At 63.4% G+C, this 21,875-nt stretch carries 16 protein-coding genes; 9 read left to right on the top strand and 7 right to left on the bottom strand.

The features are described 5' to 3' along the window. Positions 1-4 precede the first annotated feature (4 nt). The 3 genes from BGK68_RS13505 (at position 5) to rsgA (ending at position 2,650) form a co-directional block, all read left to right on the top strand. Entirely contained in the window at positions 5-1,288 is a 1,284-nt protein-coding gene (locus tag BGK68_RS13505; RefSeq protein ID WP_075257526.1) for a M48 family metallopeptidase, read from the top strand. Between the two features lie 70 nt (positions 1,289-1,358). Then, positions 1,359-1,715 (top strand): 4a-hydroxytetrahydrobiopterin dehydratase, encoded by a 357-nt coding sequence (locus BGK68_RS13500; RefSeq protein WP_075257525.1) that lies wholly within the window; start codon positions 1,359-1,361, stop codon positions 1,713-1,715. Next, the gene (gene rsgA, locus BGK68_RS13495) at positions 1,715-2,650 is read left to right on the top strand and encodes a ribosome small subunit-dependent GTPase A (RefSeq protein ID WP_075257524.1); all 936 of its coding nucleotides are present in this window, start codon (positions 1,715-1,717) and stop codon (positions 2,648-2,650) included. Before BGK68_RS13500 ends, rsgA begins: the two co-directional genes overlap by 1 nt. Positions 2,651-2,666: 16 nt before the next feature. Here rsgA and BGK68_RS13490 read toward each other — a convergent pair whose 3' ends face one another. Beyond that, positions 2,667-4,820: a TonB-dependent receptor gene (locus BGK68_RS13490; RefSeq protein ID WP_075257523.1), complete on the bottom strand. Its 2,154-nt coding sequence runs from the start codon at positions 4,818-4,820 to the stop codon at positions 2,667-2,669. A gap of 341 nt (positions 4,821-5,161) precedes the next feature. On the opposite strand from BGK68_RS13490, the gene argF reads away from it, so the two are divergent. From argF to ppnP, 3 genes are all read left to right on the top strand, one after another. Further along, positions 5,162-6,076 carry an ornithine carbamoyltransferase gene (gene argF, locus BGK68_RS13485; protein WP_075257522.1) on the top strand — a complete coding sequence of 305 codons (915 nt, stop codon included), beginning with the start codon at positions 5,162-5,164 and terminating at the stop codon, positions 6,074-6,076. Positions 6,077-6,147: 71 nt separating this feature from the next. Further along, positions 6,148-7,482, top strand: coding sequence for an argininosuccinate synthase (argG, locus tag BGK68_RS13480; protein ID WP_075257521.1), 1,335 nt, complete (start codon positions 6,148-6,150; stop codon positions 7,480-7,482). A gap of 42 nt (positions 7,483-7,524) precedes the next feature. Beyond that, positions 7,525-7,839 (top strand): pyrimidine/purine nucleoside phosphorylase, encoded by a 315-nt coding sequence (gene ppnP, locus BGK68_RS13475; RefSeq protein WP_041310401.1) that lies wholly within the window; start codon positions 7,525-7,527, stop codon positions 7,837-7,839. Positions 7,840-7,925: 86 nt separating this feature from the next. On the opposite strand, the gene murB is transcribed toward ppnP, so the two are convergent. Then, positions 7,926-8,957: a UDP-N-acetylmuramate dehydrogenase gene (gene murB, locus BGK68_RS13470; protein WP_075257520.1), complete on the bottom strand. Its 1,032-nt coding sequence runs from the start codon at positions 8,955-8,957 to the stop codon at positions 7,926-7,928. A gap of 135 nt (positions 8,958-9,092) precedes the next feature. Between murB and BGK68_RS13465 the strand changes: the two genes are divergently transcribed. After that, on the top strand, positions 9,093-9,578 hold the full coding sequence (locus tag BGK68_RS13465; RefSeq protein WP_075257519.1) for a YajQ family cyclic di-GMP-binding protein: 486 nt from the start codon (positions 9,093-9,095) through the stop codon (positions 9,576-9,578). Positions 9,579-9,656: 78 nt separating this feature from the next. Here BGK68_RS13465 and aroG read toward each other — a convergent pair whose 3' ends face one another. Then, on the bottom strand, positions 9,657-10,730 hold the full coding sequence (gene aroG, locus BGK68_RS13460) for a 3-deoxy-7-phosphoheptulonate synthase AroG (protein WP_075257518.1): 1,074 nt from the start codon (positions 10,728-10,730) through the stop codon (positions 9,657-9,659). Between the two features lie 197 nt (positions 10,731-10,927). On the opposite strand from aroG, the gene BGK68_RS27485 reads away from it, so the two are divergent. Then, entirely contained in the window at positions 10,928-11,167 is a 240-nt protein-coding gene (locus BGK68_RS27485) for a hypothetical protein (protein WP_143433045.1), read from the top strand. A 115-nt stretch (positions 11,168-11,282) separates the two neighbouring features. On the opposite strand, the gene tldD is transcribed toward BGK68_RS27485, so the two are convergent. From tldD to BGK68_RS13445, 3 genes are all read right to left on the bottom strand, one after another. Then, complete coding sequence (tldD, locus tag BGK68_RS13455) at positions 11,283-12,743, bottom strand: metalloprotease TldD (protein WP_075257517.1); 1,461 nt, start codon at positions 12,741-12,743, stop codon at positions 11,283-11,285. 25 nt (positions 12,744-12,768) lie between these two features. Beyond that, positions 12,769-13,575, bottom strand: a complete 807-nt coding sequence (locus BGK68_RS13450) for a carbon-nitrogen hydrolase family protein (RefSeq protein WP_075257516.1) — start codon at positions 13,573-13,575, stop codon at positions 12,769-12,771. 87 nt (positions 13,576-13,662) lie between these two features. Then, positions 13,663-17,982, bottom strand: coding sequence for a YhdP family protein (locus tag BGK68_RS13445; RefSeq protein WP_075257515.1), 4,320 nt, complete (start codon positions 17,980-17,982; stop codon positions 13,663-13,665). Between the two features lie 302 nt (positions 17,983-18,284). On the opposite strand from BGK68_RS13445, the gene glnE reads away from it, so the two are divergent. Continuing rightward, entirely contained in the window at positions 18,285-21,014 is a 2,730-nt protein-coding gene (glnE, locus tag BGK68_RS13440; RefSeq protein WP_198937202.1) for a bifunctional [glutamate--ammonia ligase]-adenylyl-L-tyrosine phosphorylase/[glutamate--ammonia-ligase] adenylyltransferase, read from the top strand. A 105-nt stretch (positions 21,015-21,119) separates the two neighbouring features. On the opposite strand, the gene BGK68_RS13435 is transcribed toward glnE, so the two are convergent. After that, on the bottom strand, positions 21,120-21,848 hold the full coding sequence (locus tag BGK68_RS13435) for a class I SAM-dependent methyltransferase (protein WP_083657807.1): 729 nt from the start codon (positions 21,846-21,848) through the stop codon (positions 21,120-21,122). Positions 21,849-21,875 lie beyond the last annotated feature (27 nt).

The following is a 21,875-nucleotide window of genomic DNA, read 5'->3' as shown; positions in this document are numbered from 1 at the left end:
ACGCATGTCTTCACTTTCGTTTTCGGTTTTGTTCGTCACCTTCCTGGCTATCAGCCTGGGAGTACGCTTCTGGCTGGCCTCGCGCCATATCCGTCATGTGCTGGCGCATCGCGCCGCCGTGCCGGCCGAGTTCGCTGAAAAAATCCCCCTGTCGGCCCACCAGAAGGCGGCCGACTACACGGTCGCGCGCACCAAGTTCGGCCTGGTGACGCTGCTGGTCAATGCGGCGGTCCTGATCGGCTTTACCCTGCTGGGCGGCCTGCAAGCCCTCTCCAGCCTGCTGCTGGGCTGGACCGGCGGCCCCGGCATGCTGTACCAGATCGCGCTGGTGGCCGGCTTCGGCCTCATTTCGGGAGCGGTCGACCTGCCCTTCGACTATTACCGCCAGTTCAGGCTGGAAGCAGGTTTCGGCTTCAACAAGATGAGCCGCGCGCTGTTCTTCAGCGACATGATCAAGCAGACCTTGCTGGGCGCGGTGATCGGCCTGCCGTTGCTGTGGGTGGTGCTGGCGCTGATGGACAAGGCCGGTGCCCTTTGGTGGTTCTATACCTGGATCGTGCTGTGCGTGTTCCAGTTGCTGATGCTGGTGATCTATCCCAGCTTCATTGCACCGCTGTTCAACAAGTTCACTGCGCTGGAAGACGACAGCCTGCGCAGCCGCATCGAGGGCCTGATGCAGCGCGTCGGCTTTGCCTCCAAGGGCTTGTTCGTGATGGATGGCTCCAAGCGCAGCGCGCATGGCAACGCCTACTTCTCCGGCTTCGGCTCGGGCAAGCGCATCGTCTTCTTCGACACCCTGCTGGCGCGCCTGGCCCCGCATGAGATCGAGGCGGTGCTGGCCCACGAACTGGGCCACTTCAAGCTCAAGCACATCGTCAAGCGTGTGGTAGTGATGTTCGCCATGTCGCTGGCCTTCCTGGCCTTGCTGGGCTACCTGAAGCAGCAGGCCTGGTTCTACACCGGCCTGGGCGTGGAACCGCTGCTGATGGGCAGCAATGATGCGATGGCGCTGATCCTCTTCATGCTGGTGCTGCCGATCTTCACCTTCCTGCTCTCGCCCTTGTCCTCGCTGTCTTCGCGCAAGCACGAGTTCGAGGCCGACGCCTTCGCTGCGCAGCATACCGATGCGCAGGACCTGGTGTCGGCCCTGGTCAAGCTCTACGAGGACAATGCTTCCACCCTCACGCCCGACCCGCTGCACTCGGCCTTCTACGATTCGCACCCGCCGGCCTCGCTGCGCATCCGGCGTCTGCATGGCGCGCTGGCGGCATCGGCGGGCCAACACTGACACCGCAAGCACTCAACATCGAACATCGTCAGGCCGGTAGCGCATGCGCGCCGGCCTTCAGGAGAACTCCATGAGCATCACCGCATCCACCCTCGCTGCAGCCCACTGCATCCAACCCATCGACGCACTGGACGATAGCGCCATCGCCGCCCACCTGGCCGCCCTGCCCGACTGGCAGATCGAGGCCGGCAAGCTGGTGCGCAGCTTCGCCTTCAACAACTATTACGAGACCCTGGCCTTTGTGAACGCGATCGCCTGGATGATCCACGCCGAAGACCATCATCCCGAGCTGGGCGTGAGCTACAACCGCTGCACGGTGAAGTTCGACACCCACAGCGTGAACGCGGGACGCGGTGGTCTCTCGGCCAATGACTTCGTCTGTGCGGCCAAGGTGGACGCCCTCTTCGCCCAGCGCGCCCACGCCTGATGGGGGGCCGCAAGCAAGCCGCTGCGCGCCAGCGCAGCAGGTCCGATGCCATCGAACCGGGCCTGGTCATTGCCGCTCATGGCCGCCATTACCTGGTCCAGGCCGGCGAAGAAAAACTGCATTGCGTCACCCGGGGCAAGAAGAGCGACGTCGCCGTGGGCGACCGCATCCGCCTGGCCCGCACCTCGGCCGACCAGGGCGTGATCGAATCCATCGATGAACGCAAGACCCTGCTGTACCGCTCGGACCAGTACAAGTCCAAGCTGCTGGCCGCCAACGTGGACCAGCTCTTCATCGTGGTGGCGACCGAACCCAGCTTTACCGATGACCTGGTCTCACGCGCGCTGGTGGCGGCCGAATCGGCCGGGGTCGCGGCGCACCTGATCCTGAACAAGACCGACATCACCGACGCCCTGCCCAAGACCCGCGAGCGGCTGCAGGTGTATGCCCGCCTGGGTTATCCGGTGCATGAAGTCTCGGCCATCGCCCATCCGGAGCAAACCCGCGCGACCTTCCTGCCACTGCTGGAAGGCAAGAGCACCATCCTGATCGGCCAGTCGGGCATGGGCAAGTCGTCCATCATCAACCTGATCATCCCCGACGCCGACATCGCTACCCGCGAGATCTCGGCGGCGCTCGATACCGGCAAGCACACCACCACCTTCACCCGGCTCTACCAGATGGAGGGCGAGGCCAGCATCATCGATTCGCCGGGCTTCCAGGAGTTCGGCCTGTACCAGCTTTCGGAGGGCATGCTGGAACGCGCCTTCCGCGACTTCACGCCCTACCTGGGCAAGTGCCGCTTCTACAACTGCCATCACCTCAACGAGCCCGGCTGCGCCGTCCTGGAAGCGGTGCAGGCCGGCGAGATCGCGGGATTACGGCACCAGCTCTATGCGCAGCTGGTCCATGAGTCCTCGCAGACGCTGTACTGATCGATTCCTGATTCGTTCAGAACTTGTAGGCCGCCGTGAGCAATAGCGCGCGCGGCGCACCGGGCCGCACCTGGGATAGCCCGGTGGCGCTCTCGTAGTAGCGGCGATTGGTCAGGTTGGTGACGGCCAGGGTGAATTCAGCTTCGTAGAGGCGATAGCCCATCTTGCCATCCCAGCGCGTATAGGCCGGCAGTTCGAGCAAATTGTCACGGTCGGCGTAGCGCGCTCCCTCGACCGTGAGGCCAAGCTCGGCGAACCAGCCCAGGGTGGGGGCATAGCTGAGGAACAGACTGCCACCCCGGCCCGATACGCCCGATGCCCGCTTGCCGACGAACTTCGGTTCGGCCTGCACGATCTTCGCGCTCTGGATGGCCCAGCCGGCCCGCACGAACCAGGACGCGGCGAGCTCCCCTTCCACGCTCAGTTCGATGCCGCGATTGCGTTCCAGGCCGCTTTGCTCAAAGAAGCCCGGGCGCACGGGGTCGGCCACGTTGCGGTTGTACAGCTCCAGCTGGAACCAGGCCAGGGTGGTGCTGAGACGACGGTCCAGCCATTCGCTCTTGATCCCGGCTTCCACCTGACGGCTGAACTGCGGCTTGAGATCATTGAAATTGCCACGGGCGTCGGGCGTGATGCCGATGACGTCACCCCCGACCGGCGCAAAGTTCTTGCTCCAGGACAGATAGGCATGCTGGCCCGGCAAGGCTTCCCACACCACGCCGATGCGCGGGCTCAGGGCATGGGCCGTGCGCTCGCTGCGCACGCCGTTGCGGCGGTTGCGCGAATCGACGTCGAAGCGATCCCAGCGCAAGCCGGCCAGCATCTTCCAGTGCGTGGCCAAGGAAATCTGGTCCTGCACATAGAGGCCCAGGTTGGAAGCCTTGTGGTAATTCATCTGGAAAGGCGTAGTCGGGTCGTCGCCATTGCGGGTGTTTTCCGGCGTCACCGCCGAGACTGACGGTGCAGCGACCGACCACAGGCGCGGCTCGCGCTTTTGCCAGCCATGTTCAAGCCCGATCAGCAGATCATGCGCACCCCGCTGGCCGAGCAATTCCAGATTGTTCTGCACGCTGCGCTGCTGGAGGTTCTGCTGGTAGCGAGTACGCTCTACGCGATCCAGGTTCAGTGGCGCGCTCTGGTAGGCCTGGGTGACAAAGGTGTTATCGAAATTGCTGTTGAGGTCCATCAGGGCGAGCGCATGACGCAGGGTCCAGTCCTGCGAAAGCGCCCGCGTGAGCGTAGAGCGCAGGCTCATGTGGATATCGCGGATGACGTCGCGTCCGGCGGCGCCGAAGAATTGTTCATTCCCGGCGGTCGGCAGCGCGTAGGCGGTGGGCTTGCCGTTGGCCGTGGCAATGACGCGACCGGGAATGCCGCGATCCGGCACCCTTTCATATTCGTCGTATTCAGCCTGCAGCAGCCAGCTGTCGCGTCCGGACTCCCACTTCAGGGCCGGCGCAAAGTACTGGCGCGTGCCGTTGACGATATCGCGGAAGCTGCCCGCATGTTCGCGCCCGGTATTGATGCGCAAGGCCCACTGCGGCGCCAGTGGCCGGTTCCAGTCCAGCGCCGCGCCCAACAGCCCGGCGCTGCCCAGGCTGAGCGTGGCCTGACTGGTGACGTCCTGGCCGGGCTGTTTGCTGATGCGATTGATCACGCCCCCGCCGCTGCCGCGCCCGTAGAGCACGGAAGCCGGCCCTCGCAGCACTTCCACCCGCTCGATGTTGCCCAGGCCCCGCACGTATTGCGGATCATCCCGCATGCCATCGAGCAAGAGATCGTTGGCGCTGGAAAAGCCGCGAATGCGGAAGGCATCGAAACGGGTATCCGAGATATTGGAAATACCCGGCACGCCCAGGAGAGCCCCGGCCAACGTGCGCGCGCCATAGACGCTGACCTGCTCCACGCTCACGCTCTGGATGCTCTGCGGCACCTCCATGGGATCGGCGGCGCTCCTTGTCGCCGTACCGACCCGGCCTGCGCGAGGATCATGGGACCTGCGCTGGTCGCGCACCTCCACCACTGGCAGGGATGACTGTCCGGAGGACTCGCCCTCATTGCCGCCCTCGCGCTCGGCTGCGCAGGCCGGCAGGGTCAGGAAGGCCACACACACGGCGGCGGGAAGCCGGTGGATGCGGGCAAAGGGAATCGGGAATTGCATCTTGAACATGGCAGCCACTCAAGGAAAGTTGAAAGGCCGTCAATTCTATGCATACTAATGAAAACGATTATCGTTTACTTTCTGACTTTTGCTGACATCTTGGAACTGCTTCCTGTTTCTCGCAAACCATTCATGGTTTCTGCGAAAGTCTTCTATTTTCTTCCCTGATGAATTCGAAGCGCTGCATTTCCCTGGGCTGCCTGATCTGCGCAAGCGCCTGCACGCTCAATGCCCAGGCGCGGGTTTCCCGGAGGCAAGTACGCCGGGTATCTTTTTGGGCCGAATCCCTTATAATCTAAGGAGTTAACGACTATCGGCGGCAGGCGCCACACTGGCCGCCGTTTTTATTTATGGCAATCAAACACTACCTTCAGTTTTCCGACTTTACGCTTGATGAATACGAGTACGTGATCGAACGTTCCCGTGTGATCAAACGTAAGTTCAAGAATTACGAGCCCCATCACACGCTGGCCGATCGTACCCTGGTGATGGTGTTCGAAAAGAACTCGACCCGCACCCGCCTCTCCTTCGAAGCCGGTATGCACCAGATGGGCGGCGCGGCGATCTACCTCAACACCCGCGACAGCCAGCTTGGCCGTGGCGAGCCGGTGGAAGATGCGGCGCAGGTGATGTCGCGCATGTGCGACGTCATCATGATCCGCACCTACGGCCAGGAGATCATCGAGCGCTTTGCCAAGCATTCGCGCGTGCCCGTCATCAACGGTCTGACCAACGAGCAGCATCCCTGCCAGGTGCTGGCCGATGTGTTCACCTACATCGAACATCGCGGCAGCATCCAGGGCAAGATCGTGGCCTGGGTCGGTGACGCCAACAACATGCTCTATTCGTGGCTGCAGGCGGCCGAGGTGTTCGGCTTCCACGTCAACGTCTCCACCCCCAAGGGTTACGACATCGATCCGGCCCAGGTCTCGCCGGGCAACAAGCACTACACCTTCTTCGCCGATCCGGCTGATGCCTGCCAGGATGCCGATCTGGTCACCACCGACGTGTGGACCAGCATGGGCTTCGAGGCCGAGAACAATGCCCGCCTGAAGGCCTTCGATGGCTGGATCGTGGACCCGGCCAAGATGGCGCGCGCCAAGAAGGATGCGCTCTTCATGCACTGCCTGCCCGCACACCGTGGCGAGGAAGTGGCCGCCGAAGTGATCGACGGCCCGCAATCGGTGGTCTGGGAAGAGGCGGAAAACCGCCTGCACGTGCAGAAGGCCCTGCTCGAATATCTGGTGCACGGCCGCTTCGATTAAGCCGCCCTGCTGCCCATTCCCCCAGCGCAAGAATCACGCTTAACACTTCACTTCATCGCAACGTCAAGATCATGTCCAACATCCTGCAATCCGTCCCGGTCAATCAAAAAGTCGGCATCGCCTTCTCCGGCGGCCTCGATACCAGCGCCGCGCTGACCTGGATGCGCCAGAAGGGCGCCATCCCCTACGCCTACACCGCCAACCTGGGCCAGCCGGATGAGCCGGACTATGACGCCATCCCCAAGAAGGCCATGCAATACGGTGCCGAACTGGCGCGCCTGATCGACTGCCGTGAACAACTGGCCAACGAAGGCATCGCTGCCCTGCAAAGCGGCGCTTTCCACATCTCCACCGCCGGCATCACCTACTTCAACACCACCCCGCTGGGCCGCGCCGTGACCGGCACCATGCTGGTGTCGGCCATGCGTGAAGACAACGTCGACATCTGGGGCGACGGCAGCACCTACAAGGGCAACGACATCGAGCGTTTCTATCGCTACGGCCTGCTGGTGAACCCCAACCTGAAGATCTACAAGCCCTGGCTGGACAGCACCTTCATCGATGAACTGGGCGGCCGCAAGGAAATGTCCGAGTTCATGATCAAGTCCGGCTTCGACTACAAGATGTCGGTGGAAAAGGCCTACTCGACCGATTCCAACATGCTGGGCGCAACCCACGAAGCCAAGGACCTGGAATTCCTCAACAGCGGCATCAAGATCGTGCAGCCCATCATGGGCGTGGCGTTCTGGCGTGATGACGTGGAAGTGAAGGCCGAGACGGTCACCGTACGCTTTGAAGAAGGCCGTCCGGTGGCGCTCAACGGCAAGAGCTTCGCCAGCATGACCGAGCTGATCCTGGAAGCCAACCGCATCGGTGGCCGCCATGGCCTGGGCATGAGCGACCAGATCGAGAACCGCATCATCGAAGCCAAGAGCCGCGGCATCTACGAAGCCCCGGGCCTGGCCCTGCTGTTCATCGCCTACGAGCGCCTGGTCACGGGCATCCACAACGAAGACACCATCGAACAATACCGCGACAACGGCCGCAAGCTGGGCCGCCTGCTGTATCAGGGCCGCTGGTTCGATTCGCAGGCCATCATGCTGCGCGAGACCGCCCAGCGCTGGGTGGCGCGCGCCATCACCGGCGAAGTCACGGTGGAACTGCGTCGCGGCAATGACTACTCGATCCTCAACACCGAGTCGCCCAACCTGACCTACCACCCGGAACGTCTGACCATGGAAAAGGGCGAAGGCAGCTTCTCGGCCATCGACCGCATCGGCCAGTTGACCATGCGCAACCTGGACATCGCCGACACCCGCCAGAAGCTGTCGATCTACCAGAACACCGGCCTGCTGGATTCCAGCACTGCGGTGTCGCTGCCGCTCTTGGGCAAGGACGAGAAGTAATCTCCGCCTGATTCATATTCACCGTTTAATGGAAGCGATTCGATGAGCACCCAATTCGACAACGTCACCGTCCTGAAAAAGGGCAATGTCTACTTCGACGGCAAGTGTGTCTCGCACACCGTGCTGTTTGCCGATGGCACCAAGAAGACCCTGGGCGTGATCCTGCCCGCCAGCCTGACCTTCAATACCGGCGCGCCGGAAATCATGGAAATCAACGGCGGCAGCTGCCGCGTGCGTCTGAAGGGTGAAGAAGCCTGGAATACCTACGCCGCAGGCACCACCTTCAGCGTGCCGGGCAACTCCAGCTTCGACATCGAAGTCACCGAGACCCTGGACTACGTCTGCCACTTCGGCTGATCGCAGTCTTGCCTGAACGAAAAAGCCGTCCAGTATCGCTACTGGACGGCTTTTTCATATCTTGATGTTTTGCCCTTGGGTCGCGTTCAGATGAAGACCGGCTCGGGCTCCAGCTGCACCCCGAATTTTTCCTTCACATCCTCCTGGATGGCCTGGGCCAGCCTGGCCACCTCGGCGCCGGTGGCGCCACCGCGATTGACCAGCACCAATGCCTGTTTCTCGTACACGCCGGCGCGCCCCATGGTCTTGCCCTTCCAGCCGCTGCGGTCGATCAGCCAGCCGGCGGCCAGCTTGTAGTGCCCTTCATCGACGCGATAGCTGACCAGGTCGGCATATTGCGCCCGCAAGGTATCGCGCAGACGGGCCGGCACGATGGGGTTCTTGAAGAAGCTGCCAGCGTTGCCGATCTGCGCAGGATCGGGCAGCTTGCGGGTGCGGATAGTGATGACGGCTTCGGCGATGTCGCGTGGGCCGGGTTCGGTCACGCCACGCTCCTGCAGCGCCTGCGCCACGTCGGCGTAGTTGGCATTGGCTTGCCAGCGCTTGGGCAGGGCAAAGCTGACCTCCAGCACCACGGCGCGGTCGCGCAGCGCCTGCTTGAAGACGCTGTCGCGATAACCGAAGCGGCAGGCGTCGCGGTCCAGCGTGAGGATCTCGCCGGTAGCGAGATCGAAGGCGCGCAGGCTGTGGAAGCGGTCCTTGACCTCGATGCCGTAGGCGCCGATGTTCTGGATCGGCGCGGCGCCGACGCTGCCAGGGATCAGCGACAGATTTTCCAGTCCACCCAGGCCTTGCGCCAACGTCCATTGCACGAAGCCATGCCAGTTCTCGCCGGCAGCGGCGCAGACATAGATGAAATCCTCATCCTCGCCGGTGATGGTCATGCCCCGGCCCTGCATGTGCAGCACCAGCCCTGGGAAATCCTGCGTCAGCAACAGGTTGCTGCCGCCGCCCAGCACCAGGCGCGGCAAGGCCATCAGGGCGGCGTCCTGGCGCAGGGCGTGCAGGGTGTCGGCGCCCTGGACGGGCAGATAGGCATGGGCCTGCGCCTGGATGCCGAAGGTATTGAGGTCGGCCAGGGAAACGGCGTACTGGAGGGGAAGTGAAGACGTGGTCATAGGGCTGGGATTATATCGCCCCGCTGCGGCAAATCCGCTGTCAGCGGATCGGCGATGGCGGCCACGCCCCCTCTCCGCTAAAATCACGGGTCAGACGCCGGCCTTCGCCGGCTGCAAGAACATAAGGAACAAGCCATGCCCTCATTCGATACCGTCTGCGAAGCCAACCTGGTGGAAGTCAAGAACGCCGTGGACCAGGCCAACAAGGAAATCTCCACCCGCTTCGACTTCAAAGGCACCGACGCCCGCGTCGAGCAAAAGGAGCGCGAACTGACCGCCTACGCCGACTCCGACTTCCAGTTGAGCCAGGTGCGCGACGTGCTGACCGACAAGATGACCAAGCGCAACGTCGACGTGCGCTTCCTGGACGAAGGCAAGATCGAGAAGATCGGCGGTGACAAGGTCAAGCAGGTCATCAAGGTGAAGAACGGCATCGAGAGCGACGATGCCAAGAAGATCGTGCGCGTCATCAAGGACAGCAAGATGAAGGTGCAAGCCAGCATCCAGGGCGACGCCGTGCGCATCACCGGCGCCAAGCGCGACGACCTGCAGGCGGCCATCGCCCTGCTGCGCAAGGAGATCAAGGATATTCCGCTGGAATTCAACAACTTCCGCGACTGATTTCCTGCTGCGCAGTCCACAAAAAACGCCGGCAATTGCCGGCGTTCTTCATTGTCCTACTCCGCTATCTACTGAGCATCAGGCGGCGTCGCGCTCATCGCCCACCAGGCGGCGCTGCTTGACCGAATCAGCCAGGCCTTGCAGCACTTGCAGGCTTTCTTCCCAGTTGATGCAGCCATCGGTGACGGACTGGCCATAGGTCAGTTCCTTGCCCGGCACCAGATCCTGGCGGCCGGCGACCAGGTGCGATTCCACCATCACGCCGACGATACGGGTATCACCACCGGCGATCTGGCGACCGATGTCGGCGCAGACCGGAATCTGGTTTTCCGGCTTCTTGGAGCTGTTGGCGTGCGAGGCGTCGATCATCAGGCGCGCCGCCAGGCCGCTCTTGGCGATGTCCTGGCAGGCCGCTTCCACGCTGGGCGCATCATAGTTGGGCTGCTTGCCGCCGCGCAGGATGATATGGCAGTCCTCATTGCCGGCGGTGGAGACGATGGCCGAGTGGCCGCCCTTGGTCACCGACAGGAAGTGATGCGGCTGCGAGGCGGCCTTGATAGCGTCCACGGCGATCTTGACGTTGCCATCGGTGCCATTCTTGAAGCCCACCGGGCAGGACAGGCCGGAAGCCAGCTCACGGTGCACCTGCGACTCGGTGGTGCGAGCGCCGATGGCGCCCCAACTGATCAGGTCGGCGATGTATTGCGGGCTGATCACATCCAGGAACTCGGTGCCAGCCGGCAGGCCCAGCTCGTTGATGTTGAGCAGCAACTCACGGGCCGCGCGCAGGCCGTCGTTGATGCGGAAGCTGTTGTCCATGTACGGGTCGTTGATCAGACCCTTCCAGCCCACCGTGGTGCGCGGCTTTTCGAAGTAGACGCGCATGACGATTTCCAGCTCGTTCTTGTGACGCTCGCGCTCCACCACCAGGCGACGCGCATATTCCATGGCCGCCTTGGTGTCGTGGATGGAGCAAGGGCCGATGACGACCATCAGGCGGTCATCCTGGCCATGCAGGATGCGGTGCAGCGCGGTGCGAGCTTCAGCCGTGGTGCGCTCGACCTTTTCGGTGCAGGCGAATTCGCGGATGAGATGCGAGGGGGGGACCAGTTCTTTCATTTCTCGGATGCGAAGATCGTCAGTGCGCGGCATTTTTTTCTCCTGGTGTGCTGCAATTATTCAGCTGGAAATTTGACCAAAAAAAAACCGCCATCACTGGCGGTTTTTTAGGAAATCGGTTTTGTCTTTTTACGAACGCTTACCGCTTTTCACCGCCGTGGGGCTGGAATAGCTAAAGTAAAAATAAAAGTAAGCGCGGGTGAAGGACATGTCTGGCGTCAATCGTTTAAGTGAAGCAGGCATTCATAGTGCTACAAATCCAGACCTTTGGCAAGCAAACCGAAAAAAATGAAATGGTGCAGTGCATACGCAATTTTTATGCGTCAACGACCATAAAAAATAACTTTTTATATCACCAACACAAAAATTATCCGATAAAACACAATAATAATTCAAGCCAAATGCAAGCCATGCACGCCTGGGCGGGGGCGTATGAGCGTGGCTATCCTGCAAAAAAACAGCTTTCTTGATCTGGCCACGCCCTTCTCCTCCCTCGAAAACGCCGTCACGGACGAAAAAAAACCGCCAGAATCCCTCCGGCGGTTTTCATCATGCTGGCAGCGCAGCAACGCCGCAGGATCTGGATCAGGCGGTCCCGCCCACGGTCACGCCATCCAGACGCAAGGTCGGCTGACCCACGCCCACCGGCACGCTCTGCCCTTCCTTGCCGCACACGCCCACACCCGAATCCAGGCGCATGTCGTTGCCGATCATGGAAACGCGGTTCAACACGTCCGGACCATTGCCGATCAGGGTAGCGCCCTTGACCGGATAGGTGATCTTGCCATCCTCGATCATGTAGGCCTCGCTGGCCGAGAAGACGAACTTGCCGTTGGTGATATCCACCTGGCCGCCACCGAAGTTGACCGCATACAGGCCATTCTTGACCGACGCCAGGATCTCGGCCGGGTCCTTGTCGCCACCCAGCATGTAGGTATTGGTCATGCGCGGCATGGGCAGGTGCGCAAAGGATTCGCGGCGGGCGTTGCCGGTGACGTCCATCTTCATCAGGCGGGCATTCATGGTGTCCTGGATGTAGCCCTTCAGGATGCCGTCTTCGATGAGGGTGGTGCACTGGGTCGGGTTGCCCTCGTCGTCGATGTTGAGCGAACCGCGACGGTCGGCGATGGTGCCGTCATCGACCACGGTCACGCCCTTGGCCGCGACGCGCTCGCCGATGCGACCGGAGAAGGTGGACGAACCCTTGCGGTTGAAGTCCCCTTCCAGGCCGTGGCCGATGGCTTCGTGCAGCAGGATGCCGGGCCAGCCGGGGCCGAGCACGACGGTCATCGGACCGGCCGGGGCCGGGCGCGATTCCAGGTTCACCAGCGCCGTCGCCACGGCTTCGGAAGCATATTGTTCCAGCAGCAGGTCGGAGAAATAGCCATAGTCGTAACGGCCACCGCCGCCGCTGCTGCCCATCTCGCGACGGCCATTCTGCTCGGCAATCACCGTCACCGACACGCGCACCAGCGGACGGATGTCCGCAGCCAATACGCCATCGGCACGCGCCACCAGCACCACATCGTATTCGCCGGACAGGCTGGCCATGACCTGCTTGACACGCGGGTCCTTGGCGCGGGCGATGCGCTCCACGCGCTCCAGCAACTGCACCTTGGCGGTGGCGTCCAGCGAGGTCAGCGGATCATGCGGCAGATACAGCGCGCGACCGCCGCCAGGGATCATCGCACCGGCCACCTTGATCTTGCCGCTGCCCTGGCGGGCGATGGTGCGGGTTGCCGCAGCGGCATCCATCAGGGCCGATTCGGAAATCTCGTCGGAATAGGAAAATGCAGTCTTGTCGCCCGACACGGCGCGTACACCCACGCCCTGGTCGATGGAAAAGCTGCCCGTCTTGACGATGCCTTCTTCCAGGCTCCAGCCCTCGCTCTTGGTGAACTGGAAGTAGAGGTCGGCATAGTCGACCTTGTGCGTGAACATGCTGCCCAGGGCCTTGAGCAGCTTGGATTCGTCCAGGCCGAAGGGAGTCAGCAGCACGTCACGCGCCACTTGCAGGGCGCCCATGTTGGGTTCAAATAATTTCATAGCGTCTTGTCGGAAGGCAAAAAGGTCAAAGCTTGCGATGGCGGAGTGCCGGCAAACTTTCTCGAACGTATTGTAGACGATGGGGATCAATGTCGCCGATCACAAGCCCTTCCCCTTCCGGCAGGATCGAAACGACCTCGCCCCAGGGATCGACCAGCATGCTGTGGCCCCAGGTCCGGCGGCCATTGACGTGCTCGCCGCCCTGGGCCGACGCCAGCACGTAGCACTGGTTCTCGATGGCGCGGGCGCGCAACAGCAATTCCCAGTGGGCGCGGCCAGTGGTGTAGGTGAAAGCAGCGGGCATGACGATGAGCGCACACTCGCCCATGGCGCGGTACAGCTCGGGAAAGCGCAGGTCATAGCAGACCGACAGGCCGACCCGCCCGAAAGGCGCTTCGAAGCTCTGCACTTGGTGACCGTACTCGATGGTACGGGCTTCATCGTAGTTTTCTTCGCCGCGCACGAAGTTGAACAGATGGATCTTGTCATAACGCGCCACGCGCTGACCCTGCGGCCCATAGACCAGCGAAGTATTGAGCACCTTGTCCGGATTGCCGGCCTTCAGCGGCAGCGTGCCGCCCACCAGCCACAGGCCATGCTGGCGCGCCAGGCTGGCCATGAATTCCTGGATCGGGCCGACACCATCGGCTTCAGCGTGGGCCAGCTTGTCGCGTTCGTGGCGGCCCATGATGGGCCAGTATTCGGGCAGCAGCACCAGTTGCGCCCCCTGCTGGGCGGCAGCGGCCACCAGACGGGTCGCGCTGGCGAAGTTCTGCGCTACCTCGGGGGTGGAGACCATCTGGATGGCCGCCACCTTGATTGCCTGCGTCATGTCTTGCCTCTCATTGCATTGGGAGATGAACGATGCCCACAGTATCGCGCATTCGAGGCCAGCCTGCCGCCGGCACAAGCAATACGCTCACGCGCCGCTATTGATGACCGGGCCGATGTTCTGCGGGTTGGAGGGACGGCGCCCTGCCGGGGCCGTCGGCGCTGCAGCCGGAGCGGCCGGTGCAGCGGGAGCCGCCGGCGCAGGCATGGCAGGCAGGCCCTGCCCGCGCCCCTGCTCCAGCAGCTCGCGCGCACGCTGCCCGTCCACCGGCGTGACCTGGCCCTGCTTGACGACGATAGGATCGCTCCAGGAACCGCTGACCTTGTACTCGAAGCTGAGGGATTTCATCACCGGATTACGCAGGAACAGCTGCGCCAGCAGCGTGCTCACGCCGACTACCGGATTGACCGCCATGGCCACCACCGAGGCTGTGCCCAGGTTGATCTCGGGAATCACCACCACATGCAGGTCCTGGGTCTCGCGCGCAATGTCGGCCGAACCGCTCATGAGCACCGAGGCGGTCACGCCCGTCATCTTCAGGTTGTCGGTAGTGGCGATGCCCTTGTTGATGCTGGCCGTGCCGGCAACGGTATCGAAGGCGAAGCCTTCCGAGAAGACATCGCGGAAGTCCAGCGTCAAGCGGCGCGGCAAGGCTTGCAGGTTGAGCACGCCCAACAGCTTGGCCGCCCCCGGATCGACCTTGAGGAATTGCCCGGCATGCACATCCATGTGGACCTGCCCGGCCAGGCTGGCCATGTCCATGGCGTAGGGCGGCGCCTTCCAGCTGAGATCGCCATCGAGCTTGCCCTTGCCGCCGCGCACCGTACCGGGATAGCCGAAGCGCTCCAGCAGCTTGCCGGCGTCCTCGATGTCCAGCGCATAGGTGAAGTTGGAAGTATGGTTGCTGCCAAAGCTCATCCAGTTGCCGGCGGCGCGGAACTGGGCGTCAGGGTTGGCCAGCAGCAAGCGGCTGATACGCCATTCCCGGCCCACCGAGGTGACCATGTTGCTGGCGTCGAGCTCCAGTCGGCCCAGCTTCTTGCCGCCCAGCTCGAACTGTTCGGCACGAATGTCCAGGGCGGGCATCTGTACGTTGTCGTCTTCAGCGGCAACCGTCGCGGCGCCATTTTCGGCGGTCGGCGCCGGCTTTGGAATGACCAGCGAGGATAGGCGCGCCGTCACCTTGCCCGGGCCGCGCGCTGCGCCTGGCTCGTCCCAGGTAACGGTGCCGGCGACCTGTTGCGACTCCACATTGATCTGCCAGCTATTGCGCCGATGGGCAGCTTCCAGGATCAGCTTGTTGAGCTTCTTGCCCTTGAGGCTGAGTTCACCCACCCGCGCCGAGACCTGATCCGGCTCCAGATACTGTGCCACGTCGCCGCTGCCAAGGCGAGTGGAAGCGGCCGGCGCATCCTCTGCAGCCACCCGGCCGGCCAGTTCGTTCTTCAGGCTCAGCCAAGGGTCCACCTCCAGACTGTCGGCAGCCAGCGCCAGCTTCAGGCCGGCAGACGGCGACGGCGCGGGCTGGTTCCAGCCGATGCCGCCGCTGGTCACCCGCCAAGCAGCTCCCGTAGCTGCCACCCGCTCGCGCACATAGCGTGAAGCAATGTTGCTCCCCAACGCCACCTTCAGCTCCTCGCGTTCGATCAGGGGATCGGCCGAGGCCAGCGGCAGCAGTTCGAAGCGCAGAGGCAGGCTCTCCTGCGCACTCTTGCGCAAGGGCACGGGCAGATCGACGCCCAGCCCGGCCAGGCTGGATTCGACCACCACCTCGGGCTGATGCTGGCGCACCAGCACGGTGGCGTTGTAACGGGTCGTGCCGGACAGGCGCGCCAGCAGGCGCTGCAGCGATGGATCGGGATATTGCTTGCGCAGCATGTCGACGTTGATGGCGCCCTCCAGCCGCATCTGGCTGCTACCGTCTTTCTGGGTGCCGCCACTGATGGTCAGCGCATCGCCCAGGAACTGGCCGCGCACGCCATTGAGGGTGAAACCGTGTTCATTGAACTCGACCTTGCCATTGGTGCGATAGAGCACCGGCAGGTCCGGCAGCAGGTCCACATCATTGTTGGCGAAATGGAAGGCGCCCTGCGCACGGGTGTCGATGGCGTGATGCAGCGGCATCTGGAACTTCAGGTCCAGCCTGGCCTCGCCGGTGGCGCTGCTGCGCTCCATGATGTTGCCGGTCCAACGCGCCACTGGACTCTGGTTCACGTACCGCAGGAACACCGCCATCGGTGCACTGGCCACGCCCTCGATCTCCAGCTCGGCCTCATGCGAATCGACATCGGCCACCCGCGCCGTCACCGGCCCCAGCTTCGCACCCAGGGTGCGGGCGCTGTCGGCCTTGATCTCGAGGCGGGTGCGATCGATGCTCAGGTGACCCCGCCCCTCTTCCAGCAAAGGCCATTCCGGCTCCTTGCCGTCGCGACCCAGATGACCGGGCGTGTAGTTCAGCTTGAGGCCCTCGAAATCGCCGCTGAGCTGGAACTGGCCCTTGGGCTTGTCGCCGGGCTTGGCCGTATGGAAGGGAAAATCGGCCAAGGCGCCCTTGAGGGTGAATTGCACATCGCGCAGGCTGCCATCGACCAGTCCATCGGTGAGCCAGTGCCGCAAGGGTTCGCTCAGGTGGCTCGGCAGGTAGCGGCGGATCGCCTTCACATCGAAGCGGCTCAGTTCGCCGTGCAGGTCCACACTGCCCGCCGACTTGCCCTGCAAGGGCTGCACATGCCGCCCCGAGAGACTGCCGGCCACGCCGGGCTGGGCAAACTGCAGCTGCTCCAGGTCCACCTGCAGGGTCTGGTCCTTCAGGTACTGCCAGCGCGCCTGCATCTTGAGGCTGTCGAAAGGCATGCTGGACTCGACGAACTGTTCGGCCGGCATCTCGATGGCCAGATCCTGCGAGTCCAGCTTGACCGACCCGCCCTTCTCGGTGGCGTCGATCTCGCCGTCGATATTGCTGAAGCCGGGGAAACCCGCCCACTGCGCCCGCACCTGCTGGGCGGCATTGCGGCGCGGCTCCACATGCGCCGGCAGGCCCTTGAGTCCCAGCCCGGAAAAGCGGCCCTGGACGCGATAGGAAGCCAGTTCGGGATAGGTTCCCTGCCATTGCACGGTGAAGTCGCGCAGCTCGCCGCGCGGCGCCAGGTCATCCAGCAGCTTGCGCTGGGAAGGCGCCAGCGGCAGCCGCGTGGCCAGTTGCGACAGGGTCTGCAGGTTCAGGTAGGTGGCCTTGACGCTGGTGCGCTCGGCCTTCAGGGGCGTGCCTGGCTCATAGCTTTCGGAAATCGAGGTCGGCGGCAGCACGAAACCGTCCGGCGTCTCGATCGAAAAATCGGTCAGGGTCACCTGATGGCCATTGGCGCCGAAGGTGGGAATGCCGTCCTCGGGAGTGGCTCCCAGGCTTTCACTGGCCGAGATGCGGCCATTGACGCGCTTCAGCGACAGAGGCTCCAGCTGGCGCGAGAGCTGCGCATTGAAATCGTTCAGGGCCAGATCGGCGGTGAAATTGGCCACCTTGGCATGGTCCAGCGCCAGCCAGGCCCGCACCGAGCCGGTGCCGCTCTGGATGGCGATGGGATAGTCGAAATAGGCGCGCCAGACCGACAGGTCGGTGCGCCGCAGGTCGGCATAGAGCGTTCCCTTCCAGCGCACGATGTCGGAACTGCGGGCAAACGCCGGATGGCTGAAGTCGGCGCGCACGTCCAGCGGAGCGGCATAAGACACCGGTGGGATGGCGCGCAGCGAGAGACGATGGCGCAGCCAGCGGTTGTGCAGCACCAGGTTGACGTCTTCCAGCACCAGCTCCGGCGCCTTGCGCAATTCATCATCCCAGCGCAGCTTGCTATGGCGGATCACGATTTCGCGCTGCGACAGCAGCCAGTCCAGCGAACTGCCATCGCCCCCGGTAGGCACCGGGATACCCGCCACGAAGAGCTTGCCGTCGCCATCACGCCGGATCGCCAGGTCCGCGCCTTCGATGCTCAGGTTTTCCAGCCGCAGGCTGGCCACCAGCACGCTGCTCCAGGACAGCGTGGTCGAGACCTGCGGCAAGGTCAGCGCGGGCTCGCCCTGCTGGTCATGTACGGTGATGTTGGTCAGCGAGAGCTGCGGGCGCAGGCCACGCCAGGAAGCGTTGATGACGTCGATACTGACGGCGCGACCGATCTGGGCCGACACCAGGCGTTCGATCTGCGGTTTGTAATGGCCGATCTCGGGCAGCACGGCGTAGCGCAGCACCAGAAACAGCGCGCAGAAGATGAAGTAGCCCGCCAGCAGCAGCTTGACGGTAAAGCCCAGCAGATGATGGCTGGCCCGGTTCAGGCGGAAGTAGCTGCCCCGCGCGACGCGCCAGCACAGAGCCCAGCGGCCAGGCTTGTGTGCAGCGTTATCGTATTCTTCGGACATCAGGATGCAATGGCAGCTCGGGATTCAAAGATTTCTGGCAATACGGCAGTTCAGGCAGATGAAGCGGTGACATGATCGCATGGAAAACATGGCCATGCCATCTGCGCAATGCCCTTCCTGGGTGCAAAATGGCCGATAAATTGAAAAATGAAGGATAGAATCCCCTCTCTGGCCCATCCGTCAGGCCCATGTCAGCACTGTCCCAGCCCTGTCCAATTATCGACGCAGCGCAACATGACTGAAGCGACATGGCCACCGGTTTTCCTTCTTTTACACTTTGTTGCGGAGCTTTCCAGACGCTTATGCCGGTCTTCTCGCCTGCCCATCACCGCTCCCTCGTCGAGGCCTCGTCCTCGCGCTACTACACCCGCTGGACCCAGGCCGACCCGGCCCGCCCTGCCCTGGTGGCCGCCGCGGCCGCCGCCGGTGCGCTTGACCACGCCTTCCTGCAGCAGCGCCTGGAGCACGACCTGGCCAGCGGCCTGAGCCTGCCGGCGGCCATGCGCCGCTTGCGCAACCTGGTCATCTGCACCCTGATCACGCGCGACCTGGATGGCCGTGGCGACCTCGACGAAGTCGTCACCACCATGACCGGCTTTGCCGACTTCGCCGTGCAGACCCACCTGGCGGCGCTGATGCAGGAACAGACCGCGCTCTATGGCCTGCCCATCGGCGAGGAATCAGGACGACCGCAGGAAATGATCGTGCTGGGCATGGGCAAGCTGGGCGGGGGCGAACTCAATGTCTCCTCGGACATCGACCTCATCTTCGTCTATCCCGAAGACGGCGATACCCGCGCCGACGCCGGCCAGAAATCGCTGTCCAACCATGAATTCTTCGTACGGCTGGGCAAGAAGCTCATCGGTGCGCTGGCCGAGATCACCGAAGACGGCTTCACCTTCCGGGTCGACATGGCGCTGCGCCCCAACGGCAACTCCGGCCCGCTGGTGGCCAGTTTCAACATGGTGGAGGAATACCTGGTGCGCCAGGGCCGCGAATGGGAACGCTATGCCTGGACCAAGGCGCGCGCACTCACCGGCACGCCGGAAGACATCGCCACGCTGGAAGCGATCAGCCGCCCCTTCATCTTCCGCCGCTATCTCGACTACGGCTCCATCGACGCACTGCGCTCCATGCACGGCCAGATCCGCGCCGAGGTCAAGCGCCAGGAAGCCCTGCACCCCGACCGCAGCAACAACGTCAAGCTGGGGCGCGGTGGCATTCGCGAGATCGAGTTCACCAGCCAGGTATTCCAGCTGATCCGGGGCGGGCGCGATCCCGAGCTGCGCGACCGCTCCACCCGCACCACCCTGCGCACCCTGGCCGCCAAGGACCTGCTCGCGCCCGACGTGGTGGAACAGTTGCTGCACGCCTACACCTTCCTGCGCAATCTCGAACACCGCCTGCAATACCTGGAAGACGCCCAGACCCACACCCTGCCCGTCAATCCCGACGACCTGCTGCTGGTGGCCCGGATGATGGGCTATGAGGAGCCGGCTGCGCTGCTGCACGAACTGGAGCGCCAGCGCGCCATCGTCGCCACCCAGTTCGACGCCATCTTCGCCGACAAGCAGTCCGAGAGCGACAGCGACGGCCCCAGCGTGAGTGTGAGCGATAACGACAACCTCGAAGGACTGGCCGACGCCCTGCAGCTGGTCGGCTTCCCCGAGGCCGACATCGCCGACGGTGCGCGGCGGCTGCACCTGACCTGGCAATCCCCACGCATGCAAAGCCTGCCCGAGGCCAGCCGCAACCGCCTCAATACCGTCATCAACACCAGCCTGCCGCTGCTGGCGGCACTGCACTACGACCAGTTGCCGGCGCTGGGGCGGCTGCTCGACCTGCTTGAAGCAATTGCCCGCCGCGCCGCCTACCTGGCGCTGCTGACCGAGTATCCCTATGCCCTGCAACGCCTGGTGCGCATGATCGGCGCCAGCGGCTGGGCCGCGACCTACCTCACGCGCCACCCGCTGCTGCTGGACGAACTGCTGGACGACCGCAATCTCAAGGCGGCCTCCGACTGGACCGCCTTCGCCGAGAACTGCCGCCGTCAACTGGCCACCGCCGAGGGCGATACCGAACGCCAGCTCGACATCCTGCGCGAGTTGCACCATGCCGAACAGTTCCGCCTGCTGGCGCAAGACCTGGAGGGCGACCTGTCGGTGGAAAAACTGGCCGACGAACTCTCCGCCCTGGCCGATGTGCTGGTGCAAGTCACCATCGAAGCAGTCTGGCAGACCATTGCCCAGCGCCATCGCGAGGTGCCGCAGTTCGCGGTGATCGCCTATGGCAAGCTGGGCGGCAAGGAACTAGGCTATGCCTCCGACCTGGACGTGGTCTTCCTCTACGACGATGAAGACCAGGACGCCCCCGGCCTCTACGCCAAGCTGGCGCAGCGCTTCATCACCTGGATGACCAGCCACACCCCGGCCGGCACGCTGTTCGACATCGACATCGCCCTGCGTCCGGACGGCGCCAGCGGCCTGTTGGTGTCGCCCTTGTCTTCCTTCGAGAAATACCAGCTCAATGCGGCCTGGATCTGGGAACACCAGGCGCTCACGCGGGCGCGCTTCTGCGCGGGAGATACGGCCATCGGCGAGCGCTTTGAAGCGCTGCGCGAACGGGTGCTGCGCCAGCCGCGCGATGCGGCCAGGCTGGAAGAAGAAGTCTTGTCGATGCGACGGCGCATGCGCGAGGCCCATCCCAACCGCAGCACCATGTTCGACCTCAAGCACGACGAGGGCGGCATGATCGACATCGAATTCATGGTGCAATACCTGGTCCTGCGCCATGCCAGCGACCATCCCCAGCTCACCGGCGACATCGGCAATATCGCCCTGCTCAAGCTGGCCGGACAACTGGGCCTGATCGACGCGCTGCTGGCCGACGAGGCCGCCAATGCCTATCGCCTCTTCCGCAAGCTGCAGCACCAGATCCGCCTGCAGGGTTCAGAACGCGCCCATATCGATGCGATCCGGGTGGAGCATGAGCGGGCGTGCGTGATCCGGCTGTGGCAGCAGGTCTTCGGCTGACCCTGGGCCGGCCCGGCGCCAGGCGCCGGTGAACGAAAAACGGGACGCGCCTGCCGGTGCATCCCGTTTTTTCATGTCCAGCGCTGAGCCAACAGCGATGTCGCCTTACTGCTGCGGCTTGACCGCCACCAGATTGATGAGCGTTTCTTCGCGCTCGGCGCGGGGCTTGATGCCGAAGACGCGCTCCAGGATGCCCAGGTCTTCCCGGCTCCACCACAGGTAGGGATAGGAGATCGACTGCGGCGCCACCTCGAAACCGGCGCTGCGGACCAGGGCCAGGTATTCTCCGGCGGTCTTCTGCACCTCCATCGGATGGCGGAACAGCAGCCGGATGATCCACGAATGGATGTAGCGCTTGGTCGACTCGGCAAACAGCAGGATGCCGCCCGGCTTGAGGACGCGGTAGAACTCGCGGATCGCCTCTTCCTGGTCGATCAGGTGATGGAAGGTCTGGTGGCAGAACAGCAGGTCCACGCTATTGTCCTCCAGCCGCATGCGCGAGCTGGAACACTGGATGAATTCGGCGCGCAGGCCCTCAGCCTCGGTCTCGCTGCGGGCAGCGGCGATCATGTCCGGATCGATGTCCATGCCGATCAGGCGCTGCGGGGCAAAGCGCTGGTGCAGCTTCTTGAGCGAACGGCCCCAGCCGCAGCCCACATCGGCGACCACAGGATAGCTGCTACGGCGCGCGGGAATGAGACGCTCCAGATCCTGCATGGCGCGCTCCAGCACGTGCAGGGTCCAGGTCGGCGTGCGCAGGAACCAGAGACCGAAGGCAGTCTCGGGGACGTGCTCCGGCACGGCCGGAGGCATGGGCGAAGAATGTGATGTCATGTCGTTGTGCTTGTTGTACTGGCTGGA

It is taken from the genome of Herbaspirillum camelliae (genome assembly GCF_001929405.1).
In the GTDB taxonomy this organism is placed as follows: domain Bacteria; phylum Pseudomonadota; class Gammaproteobacteria; order Burkholderiales; family Burkholderiaceae_D; genus Herbaspirillum; species Herbaspirillum seropedicae.
Note: the sequence above shows the minus strand (reverse complement) of the source record. Positions and strands in the feature narration are given on the sequence as shown.